12 protein-coding genes are annotated in these 16,395 nt (G+C 43.2%); 7 read left to right on the forward strand and 5 right to left on the reverse strand.

The window, feature by feature from the left end; genetic code table 11:
- Nucleotides 1-81: 81 nt before the first annotated feature.
- The 4 genes from R7F07_RS10505 to proV form a co-directional block, all read right to left on the reverse strand.
- Nucleotides 82-2,031 carry an LTA synthase family protein gene (locus tag R7F07_RS10505; protein WP_017633995.1) on the reverse strand — a complete coding sequence of 650 codons (1,950 nt, stop codon included), beginning with the start codon at nucleotides 2,029-2,031 and terminating at the stop codon, nucleotides 82-84.
- Between the two features lie 194 nt (nucleotides 2,032-2,225).
- A complete protein-coding gene (gene proX, locus R7F07_RS10510) occupies nucleotides 2,226-3,233 on the reverse strand; it encodes a glycine betaine/L-proline ABC transporter substrate-binding protein ProX (RefSeq protein ID WP_005377779.1) in 1,008 nt (335 codons plus the stop codon).
- Nucleotides 3,226-4,311 carry a glycine betaine/L-proline ABC transporter permease ProW gene (gene proW / locus R7F07_RS10515; RefSeq protein ID WP_005377778.1) on the reverse strand — a complete coding sequence of 362 codons (1,086 nt, stop codon included), beginning with the start codon at nucleotides 4,309-4,311 and terminating at the stop codon, nucleotides 3,226-3,228. Before proW ends, proX begins: the two co-directional genes overlap by 8 nt.
- Nucleotides 4,312-4,315: 4 nt before the next feature.
- The gene (proV, locus tag R7F07_RS10520; protein ID WP_017633996.1) at nucleotides 4,316-5,503 is read right to left on the reverse strand and encodes a glycine betaine/L-proline ABC transporter ATP-binding protein ProV; all 1,188 of its coding nucleotides are present in this window, start codon (nucleotides 5,501-5,503) and stop codon (nucleotides 4,316-4,318) included.
- Nucleotides 5,504-5,941: 438 nt separating this feature from the next.
- Between proV and R7F07_RS10525 the strand changes: the two genes are divergently transcribed.
- The 7 genes from R7F07_RS10525 (at nucleotide 5,942) to R7F07_RS10555 (ending at nucleotide 14,476) form a co-directional block, all read left to right on the forward strand.
- Nucleotides 5,942-7,822, forward strand: a complete 1,881-nt coding sequence (locus R7F07_RS10525) for a DUF294 nucleotidyltransferase-like domain-containing protein (protein ID WP_005377775.1) — start codon at nucleotides 5,942-5,944, stop codon at nucleotides 7,820-7,822.
- Nucleotides 7,822-8,568, forward strand: coding sequence for a 3'-5' exonuclease (locus tag R7F07_RS10530; RefSeq protein WP_017820938.1), 747 nt, complete (start codon nucleotides 7,822-7,824; stop codon nucleotides 8,566-8,568). The genes R7F07_RS10525 and R7F07_RS10530 overlap by 1 nt, the downstream gene beginning before the upstream one ends.
- A 192-nt stretch (nucleotides 8,569-8,760) precedes the next feature.
- Complete coding sequence (locus R7F07_RS10535; RefSeq protein WP_136976954.1) at nucleotides 8,761-10,419, forward strand: BCCT family transporter; 1,659 nt, start codon at nucleotides 8,761-8,763, stop codon at nucleotides 10,417-10,419.
- Between the two features lie 314 nt (nucleotides 10,420-10,733).
- The gene (gene ectA, locus R7F07_RS10540; RefSeq protein WP_005393379.1) at nucleotides 10,734-11,267 is read left to right on the forward strand and encodes a diaminobutyrate acetyltransferase; all 534 of its coding nucleotides are present in this window, start codon (nucleotides 10,734-10,736) and stop codon (nucleotides 11,265-11,267) included.
- A 34-nt stretch (nucleotides 11,268-11,301) separates the two neighbouring features.
- Entirely contained in the window at nucleotides 11,302-12,567 is a 1,266-nt protein-coding gene (gene ectB, locus R7F07_RS10545) for a diaminobutyrate--2-oxoglutarate transaminase (protein WP_025766718.1), read from the forward strand.
- 14 nt (nucleotides 12,568-12,581) lie between these two features.
- Complete coding sequence (locus R7F07_RS10550) at nucleotides 12,582-12,968, forward strand: ectoine synthase (RefSeq protein ID WP_005377769.1); 387 nt, start codon at nucleotides 12,582-12,584, stop codon at nucleotides 12,966-12,968.
- An 86-nt stretch (nucleotides 12,969-13,054) separates the two neighbouring features.
- Nucleotides 13,055-14,476 (forward strand): aspartate kinase, encoded by a 1,422-nt coding sequence (locus tag R7F07_RS10555; protein WP_171343229.1) that lies wholly within the window; start codon nucleotides 13,055-13,057, stop codon nucleotides 14,474-14,476.
- A 188-nt stretch (nucleotides 14,477-14,664) separates the two neighbouring features.
- Here R7F07_RS10555 and R7F07_RS10560 read toward each other — a convergent pair whose 3' ends face one another.
- Nucleotides 14,665-16,230, reverse strand: coding sequence for an arylsulfatase (locus R7F07_RS10560; RefSeq protein ID WP_171343228.1), 1,566 nt, complete (start codon nucleotides 16,228-16,230; stop codon nucleotides 14,665-14,667).
- Between the last annotated feature and the right edge of the window lie 165 nt (nucleotides 16,231-16,395).

A 16,395-nucleotide genomic window follows, 5' to 3' on the forward strand; every position in this document is an offset into this window, starting at 1 on the left:
CAGTAGAACATTCTCGAAGGTAAGTGACAGAATAAGAAAAAGGAGCCGTTTAGCTCCTTTTTATCAGCGGAATCATTGGTATTAATGAGTGTGTTTGGAAGAATACCAGTTGTTTTGATACGCTTTAGATGCAAATAATGCGTTTGCTTTTGCACGCTCGATAATAGACTCGTCCACCTCTAGCGGCTTCATGGTTTGGTCTTTAAAGTCGTACGCCAGGGTCGATATCTTTTCACCAGGGGAAAGCACAACGAGATTGTCGCGCGTTAAATAACCAAAGTTTTTGTCGTATTGCATCATTGCGCGTTCATCTTCGCGAGCCAGTGGCTTCGTTAAATCACGACCAATCATCGGTGTTTTAGCATCTACCCCAATCAGAGATAACAGTGTAGGCGGCATGTCTATGTTGTTTGCTATGCGGTCATCTTTACGTGGTTGAATGCCTTTACCAAGGATCAATGCTGGAATGTGAAAGTGCTTAACTGGAACAAGGTTAGCGCCAGAAACACGTGCATCATGATCTGCAATTACAATGAAAATGGTATCATCCCAATAAGATGACTTTTTCGCCTTTTCAAAGAAAGTACCCAAAGCGTAATCGGAATATTTAACGGCGTTGTTACGCGTCATATATTCTGAATCGTATGGCTCAATTTTGCCTTTTGGATACTCATAAGGGCTATGATTACTTGACGTAAAAACTAAGCTAAAAAAAGGTTTGTCGCTTTTTGAAAGGCGTTCAAACTCTTCGTTTGCTTTGTTATATAGATCTTCATCACTAACACCCCAAGAGCCAACAAAGCTTGGGTTGTTATAATCGTCTTCTTCTACTATTTGATCAAAACCGTTACCAAAGAAGAAAGTTTTCATGTTGTCAAAGTTGGCTTCACCGCCGTAAATAAATTGCGTGTGATAGCCTTGAGCTTTCAGTAAGTCCGCGATGGTAAAGAAACCCGTTTGGCTTTTACTCAGCTTCACTACCGCGCGAGACGGAGATGGAGGAAAGCCCGTGGTTACGGCTTCAATTCCACGAACAGAACGAGTACCAGTGGCGTACATTTGTGTGAACTGCCAACCTTCCTTCATGAGTTCATCAAGGTTTGGTGTTAGAGGTAAACCACCCAAAGCACCGACAAATTGGGCGCCTAAGCTTTCTTGTAGCAAAATCACTAAGTTTTTATGTTTACCCTGGTAAGTCGCGGGGTTACTGTTCATGGTTGGGAGTAATGAAGGGGTGAAGTCGGACTTTGTTGATGAAGTGCGAACTAATTCCAACATCTTTTGAGTGTCCATTTTTCCGTAGAACTGCTCAGCACTCTTTTCTGACTTCATGCTATTAACCGCAAACAACAATGAGTAAGATGAGTTCAGTGCTAAGTCGTTAAGCAGTGGATCGTTAGAAAAGGCGACCATAGCAGGATTTAGCGGGCGGTGCCCTAAAGATGAGCGAGCACCTGCAACCCCAAAAAGAACAACGAAAAGTGCCAATAGTGGTCGCCATTTCCAGTTGACCTGCTGCGCCTTATCGGTCAGTTTCTTACTCCACTTCCAACCTAAAGTGATGGTTAAAACTGTACCTAACGCACCAATAAACAGTTCTAATTTGTAGCCAGTCCAGAGCATACTCAAGACTTCTTTTGGGTAGATTAAGTATTCCACAAACAGGCGGTTTGGACGTAGGTCGTATTCCTGAATGAATGGCGCTGTTGCTAGCTCCATGTATACAAGCACCCAAAGCCCTAAAACCATCCATATGCGTAATATTCGCTTCCAACACTCTCCCATCTTACCGGTTAATGGCATGAAGGTTGAAAACAGTGCTGGAAGAATAAATAACCAGCAAAGCGTTGCAATATCTACGCGCAAACCTTGACCTAGGATGTAAATTAAGTCGTTTAGAGAGTCAATACGGTCAATCTGCCAAAAAGCTAGCAAAACTCTTGAGATAGACAGAAATAGAAGCGAAAACAAAGAAAAGGCAGCAATTGGCTGCAAAGGCCCCCACACAGAGCTCTTTGATAAGTTTTTCATATTTATTCGAATAGTTTAATTGTTATGTTGTGTTGTTTTTAGCAAAGCAAGCGTGAAATAAACGTGAATTATAATGTGGGTTTATGGTCGAGTAGTGTAAGTGTTGGTATGTCTATGTAAGGGGGAGGGGCGTTTGTGTAAAAAAAGAGCCAGTTGATAACACCAACTGGCTCTAGAGGTTGATAAAGGCATGATTACATTGCGGCTTTCTTCGCTTCTTCGACCCATGCGTCGAACTTTTTCTGGTTCGCTTTGATCCAACCATTTACATGAGACTCGATGTCCGCTGAGCTGTTCTTACCTTGGCTCATCATCATATTCTGAGCACTAACATCATTGATATTTAGTTTGATGATTTCAAATAGCTTCGCAGCAGCAGGGTTTTTTTCCGTAAACTCTTTATTGGCAACGATGCGCATAGAGTTCATCTCGAAGCCGTAGTTCTTACCGTTCTCTAGTGTCGTATCAATGTCCTTACGCTCACCAGGAAGTGAAGAGAATGGCACTTCTAACCACACAACATCTTTCCCTGGAACTAAAACGCCACTTACCCAGTACGGTGTCCAAGTGTAGTAAAGAATCGGATCGCCTTTTTTGTAACGTGAGATCGTATCAGCGATAATCGCCGCGTAGTTACCTTGGTTGTGTGTTACTGTGCCACGAAGTTTGAAAGCATCCAACTGATGCTCAACAACCATTTCACACCCCCAACCTGGGTTACAACCAGTTAAGTCCGCTTTGCCATCGCCGTTTGCATCGAATAGCTTCGCCAATTTTGGATCTTTTAACTGACCAATGTTAGTGATGTTATATTTTTCCGCGGTTTTCTTATCGATCAAATAACCTTGCGCAGCACCACTTACGTATTGGCCTTTACGGAAGAACTTATCATCACCGCCCGACATCGTGTACTTATCGGCGTGAAGAGGGAACCAACCAACCGCTAAGAAAGTAGCATCACCTTTAGCAATAGAGGTGTAGCCTACGTTGTAGTCCACTTCTTTGGTCGGTTTAACATCGTAACCAAGCTCTTCAAGTGCGCGGTTTACGATCAACGTTTGAAATGTTTCTTCTGCAACGGTTGATTGAACAGGCTGAACAGTGACACCTTCACCCGGTAGTTCACTTGCCACACCATAAGTTGAAAATGCGATAGTACTTAGAGCTCCAACAGAGAGCGCTTTCTTCCATGAATTATTCATTGATGTTTCTCCTAAGTTTTAGATCGTCTTGGTTCGTCTTTGTTTTCAGTTTTAATAGGTATGAAACAGGACCTGTGTGATACCAGCGAAGTTTAGTGTTGCCCGCATTAACCCCTAACACCTGGGTGATACGGTCTAACAAAATCGCAAGAATAACGATGCCTAAGCCACCAACGGCAGCAAGACCCATATCAAGTCGGCCAATACCACGAAGTACCATTTGGCCTAAGCCGCCAACAGCAATCATTGAAGCAATCACTACCATAGAAAGTGACAGCATTAAGGTTTGGTTTACACCTGCCATGATAGTTGGTAACGCCAACGGTAACTGGATGCGATAAAGCATCTGTTTTTTGTTTGCCCCGAAAGAGTGGCCAGCTTCGATAAGCTCTTCAGGTACTTGCTGAATACCTAAAATAGTCAGGCGCACAACGGGAGGCAGGGCGAAAATGATCGTTACTACTACGCCAGGAACGTTACCAATACCAAACAACATAACAATTGGCACAAGGTAAACGAACGCGGGAGTCGTTTGCATTGCATCTAATATTGGCCTAACAAATTTGGCAGCGGTTTGGCTCCTTGCCAACCATATCCCCATTGGTAGCCCTATAAGCAAACAGAAGAAAACGGCGGTTAACACCAGTGCTAGCGTTGTCATCGCTTGTGACCACGCACCAATTAGGCCGATGAAAACAAGGGATACAAGAGTAGAAAAACCAAGTTTTACATTGGAAAACTGCCACGCTAGCAAAAATAAAATGAGTACCATTATAGGCGCAGGTGTAGACACCAAAGCAGTTTCAAACGACGTTAGAATAAAGTCGATTGGAACTCGTATTGCTTGGAAAACAGGTCGACCATGTTCCACCAGCCAGTTCAAACCGGATTCTACCCAGCTATCGAGGGGTAAAACCGCATCTTGGAATGGGTTCATAATATCGAATGGCGCTTGCTCTACAGTTTCTGAGTTGAGCCAATCATTACTTGGCGCGGCCTCTGTACCTTGCGACCAAGGATCATCTTGCGCAGGAGCAGTATTTGACCAGGGATCATTGTTAGTTTGCTCTGAAGACATCGTGTTAATCCTTATCTAGTGTTTGTAGAAGACGTGATTTAGTCACGACACCAAAGTAAGTTCCTTGCTCATCTACGACAGGCACGGCATAAGGAACACCAGCAACCAGACCCAAAATGTCATTAATTGACTGATCAGGCTGAAGAGTAACTTCATCCGGTAATTGAGCACTGGCTAACGAACGGTTTTCTTTATGAGCCAAACGTAGTGAATCAAGAGATACGATGCCGGAATATCGGCTAGATTTATCGACGACAATACCGTAATCACGGTCGTGATCCATCAGAATCTGCATCGCAGAGCCTGGACCGTCATTTTCCGATTTCTTAAAAACAGCCGCTGGCTTCTTGCGCGCGATATCTTTTGCTGTCAAGACACTTGCGATGTTTACGCCGCGGAAAAAGGCTTCGACATAATCATTTGCTGGACTGTGTAATATTTCATCAGGTGTACCAACCTGAACAACCTCACCGTTTTGCATGATGGCGATACGGTCGCCAATGCGCATTGCTTCATCCAAATCATGAGAAATGAAGACAATTGTGCGTTTGTCATCGTTCTGTAGACGAATAAGCTCATCTTGCATCTCAGAACGGATCAATGGGTCTAAAGCGGAAAACGCCTCGTCCATTAATAGGATGTCAGGATCACAGGCTAACGCTCTCGCTAAACCAACGCGCTGTTTCATACCACCGGATAATTCGTCAGGGAAAGATTCTGCATAAGGGTCTAAACCCACTCTTTCTAAGGCGGAAAGGGCACTTTTCTGACGCTCATTAACATCGATGCCGGCAAGTTCTAAACCAAAGGCGGCATTTTCAATCACCGTCATGTGTGGCATGAGTGCGAAACTTTGAAACACCATTGAGATATTATTACGACGAACTTCTCGAAGTTCATTCTCGGAGATGTGGGCGATATCTCTTCCTTTGAGATAAACACTACCTTTAGTCGGCTCAATGAGCCGGTTAAGAAGTCGAACAAGGGTGGATTTCCCGGAGCCAGAAAGGCCCATGATTACGAAAATTTCCCCTTCATTTATGGTGAGAGATACATCGTTTACGCCGACTGTTAAACCTGTCTGTTCAAAAATACCGTCTTTATCGACGCCTTTGTCGATAAGCGAGAAGGCTCTCTCTGGGTCTTCTCCAAACACTTTATACAGTCCCTTAACTTCCAGTATGGGATCCATGTTATCTGTCCTTTTTCGTGTGTTTATAACTGTTTAACGATTTGTACTCTAATTAATTTTAGTTCAACTTTCAACGAAAGGGGGTTGGTTAACTAGTTCTGCCGTGCATAGAGAATTCGTTGAGCAAGGTATGTTCAATTCTTCTTTTTTATATTTAAAACAATTGCTTGTGATGTGTTTTTATTCGCCATAACGTTGCCCTGACGTAGGGTTGAATTTATTTTGAATTTTTTTGTACATTTCAACTCAACTCGCTTGCATAGATATAAGCTGTGATAGCTTAGAACTCTACATATAAAAAGGTTAGAGCTCTAATTTTTGGTTAAGACTTGGTCCTGTGAAATCGGTTAGGTACTGTTATCCTTAGATTTATTTATTGCTTGATTTCACTCAGGGTGATATTTATCGCTGTAGTTTAGGCAACGTATGGAATAAAAAATGGAAGCCGAACAGTTAGAAGTGCTCAATTTCATTAGCCAGTACCCACCTTTTGATGACCTACCTGAAGAGCAGCTTAGAAAAATTGCTCTCAATGCCGAGGTTGCATACTTTCGGCAAGGAACAAAAATCCTTAACTTCGGAGATACGATCCGCGACTTGTATATGGTGAGAAGTGGGGCGGTAGAGATTTATCGACGTAAAGGTGAACTTTACAACAGGATTGATGCTGGTGGACTGTTTGGTCAGATGGGGTTGTTGATGAACAACCGCGTACGTATGCCAGCCAAAGCGATAGAAGACACTCTCGTTTACTGTATTCCGGAAAACATCTTCAATGAACTTTGTGATGAGTTTGAAAACTTTGCGGACTACATGGAACTGGAAGATAGCGCGCGTTTGCGAAGCGCAATATCTAGCCGCTCCGAAAGCAATGACTTTACCACCGCTAAGGCACGTAAAATCTTAGCAAGAGATCCAGTAACTCTGGAGGCAACGGCTTCAATTCAGGAAGCTGCGATACTAATGGCAGAGGAAAATGTCACCTCTCTGCTCATTATTCGCCCGACAGAGGAGCTCACAGAAGAAGATGATGAACAGCTGCTTGGAATATTGACTGATCGCGATCTTTGCATTCGCGTACTAGCTCAAGGTATTGATACCAATATTCCAGTGAGTGAGGTCATGAGTTATGACGTGGTTTCATTGGATTATAACGCCTATGTGTTTGAGGCCATGTTAACCATGTTGCGTTACAACGTGCATCATTTACCAATTTTAAAAGATAAAAAGCCGATAGGAATTATTGGCATGACGGACATCGTTCGTTACGAATCTCAGAACAGCCTATTGCTAGTGAGCTCTATTTTTCAGCAAACCAGTGTCGAGGATCTCAAGCAGGTTTCTGAACAAGTAAAAGACTGTTTCGTAAGAATGGTCAATGAAGATGCCAACGCGCACATGATTGGTCGAGCCATGTCGGTTATAGGCAGTAGTTTCAAACAACGCCTCGCTGAATTAGCTGAGCAAGAGTTCGGCCCAGCGCCCATTCCTTATTGTTTAGTCGCAATGGGTTCAATGGCGAGGGATGAGCAGCTAATTGTAACGGATCAAGATAACGCCCTTATTCTCGATAACAGTTATGACGTTGAGATTCACGGAGAGTACTTTGAAAAGTTTGCTAAATTTGTTTGTGATGGTTTAGCGGCATGCGGCTATGCTTATTGTACTGGAGACATTATGGCTACCAACCCAGAATGGCGAAAAACTCGTGCAGAATGGGAAGAATGCTTTGGAAACTGGATAGACAATCCAACCCCTGAGAGATTGTTAAATAGTAATATCTTTTTTGATCTCCTCGGTGTGCATGGGCGAGTGAAATGGGCGGAGCAATTAAGCAGCTTTATTGTGAGACGAGCGAAAAGAAATAACCGCTTTCTTGCTTGTATGGCGTATAACGCAATACGTAGGACGCCTCCACTGGGCTTTTTCAAAGACTTTGTGATGGAGAAAGATGGTCGTCATCGCAACTCGATTAACTTGAAGCGAAGGGGGACGGCTCCGTTGGCCGATTTAATACGGGTGCATTCTCTGGCAATCGGTTCGCGATCGCAAAACTCTTTCGACCGTTTAGATGACATTAATGATGCTGGCATTTTACCGAAAGGTCGAGGTTTGGATTTAAGGGATGCGATGGAGCTAATCTACATGGTTCGAATTCGTCACCAAGCCCTTGATATAGAAAATGGAGAAGAGCCAGACAACAATATTGAGCCGGAGAACATGTCTGAATTTGAACGTCGAAACTTAAAAGCAGCATTTCAAATTCTAAGTAACGCTCAGAACTTCATTAAGTTTCGATACCAGAGAAGTAGCAAATAATGTGGTTCTCAAAAAAAGTAGAAAAAGAACAGCCGTTGTTGGATACATCCCAGACACCAGAGTGGTCAATGTTGTTCAAACAACTCGCTAAAGAAGCGAAAGACGAGAGGCTCAAACGCTACTATTCGACACCGATGGTTAATGGGGAAACACCAATTGAACAAGTGCCATTTGTCTCGGTAGACTTTGAGACAACAGGATTGAACTCGGAAGAGGATGTCATTCTCACGATCGGACTTGTGCCGTTCACTATTGATCGTGTTCAATGTAATGGTTCTGCTCATTGGGTCGTTAACCCAAACAGAGAGTTAAACCACGAGTCTGTCATTATTCACGGTATCACTGACTCTGAGGTTAAAAACGCGCCGCAGCTGTCTCAGATCTTGGGTGAAATATTGGATGCGTTGTCAGGCAAAGTGGTACTTGTTCACTACAAGAACATTGAAAGGCAGTTCTTTAATAACGCCTTGCTAAATAGCATCGGAGAGGGGATACAGTTTCCTGTTGTTGATACGTTAGATATTGAGTATGCGATACAGCGCCGTGAATGCAGAGGTTTTATCAATAAGTTGAAAGGCAAGAAACCCGGTTCTGTACGATTAGGGCACGCTCGTGAAAGATATGGCCTCCCTGCTTATCAACCTCACCATGCCCTGACGGATGCGCTAGCAACTGCGGAGCTGTTTCAAGCACAATTGCAGTATCATTTTAATCGAAACATGCCAATATCTTCGGTTTGGCAATAGGCGTTATTTATGGTGAAAACAATAAAATGCAATGAGAGATAGGGGGCTTTAAGATTATGATGGCGGATTGAGTAACCGCTTATAAGAACAATGTTTTATGAACATGTGCTTGGTAGTGATGAAGACGTTTCATTACTCGAACTCCGACAAAAGTAATTTAAACTTGGTCACGTATTTTTAAGGAGATTATCCGTGAGCACCGATAATAACGGTGGCATTCAACGCCCCGATGGAAAAGTAAACGCAATAGATACTGACTATCAAATTGGTCAGGATAACGTTGCGCTAAAGGTAGGCCCATTTGGCCTTGATATTCACAACCGTGTTTTTGCAATTTCTGGCTTAGCAATCGTCATGTTTGTTGTGATAACACTATTATTCCGAGAACAGGTAGAGCCGTTTTTTGCAGACCTACGAGCGGGTTTGTTGCACAATTTAGACTGGTTTTTTCTCGCTTCAGGTAATATTTTTGTCATTGTCTGTGTCGGATTGATCTTCACACCATTAGGCCGTGTACGAATCGGTGGTACTGAAGCAACACCGGATTACTCCTATGCTGGATGGTTGGCAATGCTATTTGCTGCGGGTATGGGCATTGGTCTCGTATTCTTCGGTGTATCAGAACCGATGTCCCATTTTAGTTCTGCGATTGGTGGCGTGAGCGTTGAGAATGGTGTACGTACTGACTGGGCACCGCTAGGTGGTGCAGAGGGTGATGCAACTGCAGCTTCGGCATTAGGGATGGCTGCGACGATTTACCACTGGGCACTTCATCCGTGGTCAATATACGCGCTCTTGGCTCTTGGGCTGGCTATCTTTTCATTTAACAAAGGTTTGCCACTCACCATGCGCTCAATTTTTTACCCTTTGTTTGGTGAGCGTGTATGGGGTTGGACTGGTCATATTATCGATATTCTTGCAGTGGTAGCGACGGTTTTTGGTTTAGCAACATCGCTAGGCTACGGTGCATCTCAAGCCGCAACGGGTTTGAACTTCCTGTTTGATGTCCCAATGACCAATACCACGCAGGTTATATTGATTATTGGTATCACTGCGCTCGCTTTAATCTCTGTTGTGGCTGGACTCGATAAGGGCGTGAAAATCTTATCTGAAATCAATATGGGTCTTGCAGCGCTGCTATTGCTATTTGTTATTGTTGTTGGCCCGACGATTGCGATTTTAACTGGTTTCTTCGAGAACATCGTTTCCTATGTAGCTAATATCCCTGCCTTATCTATGCCATTTGGACGAGAGGATGTGAATTACTCTCAAGGCTGGACGGCGTTTTACTGGGCGTGGTGGATTTCTTGGTCACCATTTGTGGGTATGTTCATCGCACGTGTGTCTCGCGGTCGTTCGGTTCGTGAGTTTATTATTTGCGTTATTCTTATCCCATCTTCAGTTTGTGTGTTATGGATGACGGCTTTTGGCGGTAACGCAATTAGCCAATACGTTAATGATGGCTATGAGGCGGTGTTTAACGCAGAACTGCCTTTAAAACTTTTTGCCATGTTAGATGTTATGCCCTTGGCTGAGATAACATCTTTTGTCGGCATTATCTTAGTCGTGGTGTTCTTCATTACCTCTTCTGACTCAGGATCACTGGTTATTGATACTATTGCTGCGGGCGGTAAGGTCGATGCACCAACGCCACAACGCGTGTTCTGGTGTACGTTTGAAGGTTTGGTTGCGATTGCATTGATGTTGGGTGGTGGTCTAGCTGCTGCTCAAGCAATGGCGGTGACGACTGGTTTACCATTTACTATTGTTTTGCTTGTTGCAACGGTATCTTTGATAAAAGGTTTGATGGATGAACCTCGTCCAAAGGCGGTTTCTAAGAAATCAAGATAACTAGTATCAGCAGTTAAATTATTGATAAAAGCGGTATGCGAAAGCATGCCGCTTTTTTTTGGATTTCTATTTTTCTCTGAGAAATGAACAGCATGGAAAATGGCCTTATTCTGGTTGTTTTTTGTACTGCGCATTTAGGTGACCATTTAATAAATTAGACCTCGAACTATTTTAACTTTTGGTTAATAGGTTTGTTTTTGTGATATATATCACAAAAATACCGATAAAAAGGCGGATTATTTGATTTTTAGTCGCGAGGGATGCCCATAATAAAAAGGAAATTTAATTAGACCTCAAAGGATATGTATTTTCACATGATCACATCAGCACCTTGGGTCCTTTATCCAGAGATTGGAGAAGACTCAAGTAAAAAATGGATTTTTCGTGAGCCTAAAATCTCTGATGGTGACGACATTTACAGCTTGATTGCAGACTGTCCTCCATTGGACATGAACTCATCTTATTGCAATTTCCTACAGTCTACGCATTTCAGCAAAACCAGTATTTTGGTTGAGCAAAAAGGCGAAATCGCAGGTTTCATTTCCGGTTATCAGAAACCAGACGAGCAAGACGTTTTATTTGTCTGGCAAGTTGCAGTCTCACCTCGCTTTAGAGGTCATGGTTTAGCATTCCGCATGTTGAAAGAACTTCTCACCCGAGAGGAATTAGGCGGTGTTAAATCGGTAGAAACTACCATCACGGAAGATAATAAAGCCTCTTGGGCACTGTTCAAAAAGTTAGATGCGATGAACGGCAATTCTGGCCAAGTAAGCACATTTTTGGATGAAGAAGCCCACTTTAAAGGCAAACACGATACAGAATATTTGTATCGCATTCCTCTCAAATAATCCTCAAACAATAGGAATTAAAAACGGTCTCATCATGGATATTTTCAAAAAGCAGGAATCCAACGTACGCTCATATTCAAACAATTTCCCTGTCGTTTTTCGTAAAGCGAAAGGCTGCTGGCTAGAAACAGAACAAGGTGAACGATACTTAGACTTCCTTGCTGGAGCGGGATCTCTAAATTACGGCCATAACAATCCAGTACTAAAACAAGCGTTGCTTGAGTACATTGAAATGGACGGTATTACTCACGGTTTGGATATGCACTCAGAAGCGAAAGCATCGTTTCTGGAAGCGTTGGATACTTACATCCTTAAACCAAGAAACTTGGATTACAAGGTTCAGTTTACGGGCCCAACAGGGACTAATGCTGTTGAGGCGGCATTGAAGCTGGCTAAAAAAGTAAAAGGCCGCGACAGCGTCGTTGCGTTTACTAACGGTTTCCATGGTTGTACTGCTGGCGCACTGGCTGCAACGGGTAACCAGCATCACAGACAAGGTAACGGTTCTAGCCTAAGTAACGTCACTCGTATTCCATTTGAAGGTTACGCTGGCGTAGATGGTCTCGCGCTGTTCGAAACCATGCTAAATGATAACTCTGCAGGTATGGATAAACCAGCCGCTGTACTTCTTGAAACTGTGCAGGGTGAAGGTGGTTTAAATGCTGCTTCAAACGAGTGGTTACAACGTTTGAGCAAAATCTGTAAAGCCAATGACATTCTTGTGATTGTCGATGACATTCAAGCAGGTTGTGGACGTACCGGTACTTTCTTTAGTTTCGAGCCGTCTGGTATCCAACCGGATATCGTGACGCTATCGAAGTCGATCGGTGGTTACGGTTTGCCGATGGCTGTCGTATTACTTAAGCCTGAGCTTGACCAGTGGAAGCCTGGCGAGCATAACGGTACGTTCCGTGGCAATAATCACGCCTTTATTACTGCTGCAAAAGCACTAGAAATTTACTGGGCAAACGATGATTTTGAAACACACATCAAGCAGTGTTCAGACAAGGTAAGTGCAGTTATTGACCGTTGTGTTCGTCGCTTTCCTCAAATGTTTGTGCAGAAAAAAGGCCGCGGCATGATGGTTGGTATTGAATGTATCAATGGTGACATGGCATCTGAAATTGCGAAAAACTGTTTCGAGAATGGAATGGTGATAGAGACAGCGGGTCCAGAAGATGAAGTTGTGAAGTTCTTCTGTCCACTAACCATCAGCGAATCAGAGCTAGATCAAGGACTAAGCATCTTTGAAAATGCAGTAGAGACTATCGCTGCGAAACATTTCAAACAAGCATCTTAATAAGGATTTTAATTATGATCGTCAGAACTCTAGATGAATGCCGCAACAGCGAACGACGTGTTGTTTCAGATAACTGGGAAAGTGTCCGCATGTTGTTGAAAGACGACAACATGGGTTTCTCTTTCCACATCACAACGATTTATGAAGATACAGAAACTCATATTCACTATCAAAACCACCTTGAATCGGTGTTTTGTATGAGTGGTGAAGGTGAGATTGAAGTTGTAGGTGGAGAAACGTACCCAATCAAACCAGGTACATTATACATCCTTGATAAACACGATGAGCACTACTTGAGAGCTTATAAGAATAAAGAAATGGTAATGGCGTGTGTGTTTAACCCACCGATTACTGGCGCTGAAGTGCACGATGAAAACGGTGTTTATCCTCTCGTTGACTAAAAGATGATTGTGGGGTGCTTTGCCACCCCACACTTTACTATCTCTTCTTTTTTCTTTTTAAAGTTACCAATCAAAAAAGGCTTATCATGACATTTACCGTAGAAAAAATCGGCGGTACATCAATGACAGCGTTTGATGCTGTTCTCGACAATATTATTCTTCGTCCCAAAACACCATACAATCGTATTTTTGTCGTATCTGCATACGGTGGTATGACCGATGCGCTGCTCGAGTGTAAAAAAACCAGTAAACCAGGCGTTTATCAGCTTATCGCGAAACGCGACGACAAATGGGAAGAAGCGTTAGCGTACGTTGAAAGCCGTATGTTGCTGACCAATGAAAATATTTTTGCGGACCCAATGAATCGTATCCGTGCGGATAAATTCATTCGCTCCCGCATTGCTGAAGCGAAAAACTGTATCGCGAATATTTTAGAAACCTGTCAGTACGGTCAATTTTCGTTGCGCCAGTACTTGCCTCAAATTCGAGAGTTTCTCTCGTCTATCGGTGAGGCACATAGTGCTTACAACACAGCACTAAAACTAAAAAATATGGGTATTAACGCTAAGTTCGTTGACCTGTCTGGTTGGGATAATCAAGCGCCAAGAAGCCTTGATGAGTCGATCAGTGACGCGTTTGCTGATATCGATGTATCAAAAGAACTGCCAATCGTGACAGGTTATGCTTACTGTAAAGAGGGCCTAATGCACACTTATGACCGAGGTTATAGTGAGATGACATTTAGCAGAATTGCAGCAATAACAAAAGCGGATTTAGCAGTAATTCACAAAGAGTACCACTTGAGCTCAGCAGACCCACGCGTTGTTGGCCCTGAAAAAGTGTTACCAATTGGTAGTACAAACTATGACGTAGCAGACCAACTTGCTAACCTTGGCATGGAAGCGATTCACCCAAATGCCGCTGCGGGTTTGCGTGAAAGTGGTATTGAGCTACAGATTAAAAATACATTCGAACCTGAACACGAAGGTACTTTGATCTCTTCAAGCTATCGTCCGGAAGAAGACAAAGTCGAGATTATCGCAGGTAAAGAAAAAGTATTTGCACTGCATTTGTTTGACCAAGCAATGGTGGGAAAAGCCGATAACGTTAGTTACGAATTGATGGAAATCATCTCCGATGCTCGTGTAAGTTTGGTTGGTAAAGAGATGAACGCTAACTCTATTACTTACTATCTAGGTGGCAGTGCTGATAGCTTAAACAAAGTATTGTATAAAGCCGAGAAACGTTATCCGAATGCCTCGATTAAAGGTCGTATGGTCGCGCTTATCTCAGCCATCGGTTCTCAAATTGATACCAACAAGACGTTGGCGAAAGGTGTGCTTGCATTGATGAATAATGGCGTTACGCCAGTTGCACTGCACTCATCATTGAGAAATGTAAATGTTCAATTTGTTGTCGGTGATAAGGAATACCAGCACGCGATTTGCGCATTGCATGATGAGTTTTTCCAAAGTAGCAGTTTAGCTAAATCGGTTAATGTGGCTTAGTTTATCCACGGTTAAAATACAAAGGAGAGCAGGTTAGCTCTCCTTTTTTTGTTTTTCAGTTTGTACTCACAATGCCCACTTTGTATAGGCTAAACAGGCGATTTAAGTAAGTTCCTATGTGGCGATACACATAAGCCAGCAGAATGGTCTGCTGGCTTATGTTACTGATTAACTAACGTTAACTTAGTTTACTTAAACTTGCTGATTTCTTGTTCAACTTTGTCTAGTTGTTGCAGCTTCTCTTGCATTTTTAGAGAGTCGTAGTTTAGTGAAGCAGGGTTCATCGCTGTGCCACGCTGCATTGGGTATTCTGGGAGTGTTTTAAAGAACTCTCCCACAACGTCTTGTACAGGTACAAATAGCCACATGTTGTCAGCCATCCAACGCAAGTACATTTGTGATTCGCTTGGGCCTTTTTCGAATGGGTCAGCGCGTAGGTGGATGATTTTAGGCCAGTTCGGAGCAAAACGAACTGCGTTACTTAGGTTCCCTTCAAGCGTTGCAAAGTGAAGTTTCCAGTCATTCCAGCGGACAGCGTTTAATTCACCATTAGACGTAAAGTAAAGCAGCGACTCACGAGGGCCTTTTTCTTCCTTACCTTCAAAGTATGGCATGAAGTTATAACCATCTAAATGTACACGCCACTCTTTGCCATTTGCTTTGTAGCCTTCTGCCAGTTTTTCTTTTACATCAGGTACGCCAGCAGCTGCTAATAATGTAGGCAACCAGTCTTGGTGTGCCATCATTTCATTGATCTTGGTTCCTGGCTTAATTACGCCTGGCCAACGAACCAGTTGAGGAACACGCATACCGCCTTCCCAAGTTGTACCTTTTTCACCATGGAATGGTGTTGCGCCACCATCTGGCCAAGTCATGGTTTCTGCGCCGTTGTCCGTTGAGTAGATAACGATAGTGTTGTCTGCAACACCTAGCTCATCCAGCTTGTCGAGTAAAACACCTACATGATCATCGTGTTCTAGCATACCATCGGCATAAATGCTTACACCTGATTTGCCTTGGTATTTTTCCTGCAAGCGAGTCCAAACGTGCATACGAGTGGCGTTATGCCAAATAAAGAAGGGTTTATCCGCCTTAACTGCTTTTTCCATAAATGCCAAAGAGCTCTCTAGGAACTCTTCATCTGCGTGCTCCATACGTTTTCGTGTCATCGGGCCAGTGTCTTCAACCTTACCGTCGGCATAAGACTTAATGACACCACGAGGGCCATAGTTTTTACGAAACTCTGGGTCTTTAGGGTAGTAATAAGTTTCAGGTTCTTCTTCTGCGTTTAGGTGATATAAGTTACCGAAGAATTCGTCAAAGCCGTGTTTTGTCGGTAAGTGCTTATCTTGGTCACCTAAGTGGTTTTTACCAAATTGACCCGTCATGTAACCTTGTTCTTTTAACAGATCTGCAATGGTTGGCGCCCAATCAGGTATGCCGTGGTCAGAGCCTGGCATACCAATTGTTAACAACCCCGTACGAAATGGCTCTTCACCCGTAATAAAGGCCGCTCGACCAGCAGTACAAGACTGTTGTCCGTAGTGATCTGTGAACAACGCACCTTCATTCGCGATACGGTCGATGTTTGGCGTTTTGTAACTCATCATACCTTGGTTGTATGCGCTGATATTCCAGTAGCCGATATCGTCACCAAAAATTGCCAGAATATTCGGTTTGTCGGCTGCCATAGCAGCACTGGACGCCGCTAACAGTCCTGCGCCTACAGCGATTTTGCTCAATTGATTTGCCATAAAAACTCCAGATTGTTGAGAGTAAAGATAAGCACAAGTGAGCCTTATGCTTAGTTGCTGCATAAGTTAATGATGTATATAGAAAAATCCTCTTATACTCGATATAACCATAAGTTATTGCTAGGTAGTAACCATTTGTTAGTTAAGAAGAAATAGGATTATCCT

Source organism: Vibrio sp. YT-16 (assembly GCF_033337405.1).
In the GTDB taxonomy this organism is placed as follows: Bacteria; Pseudomonadota; Gammaproteobacteria; order Enterobacterales; family Vibrionaceae; genus Vibrio; species Vibrio alginolyticus.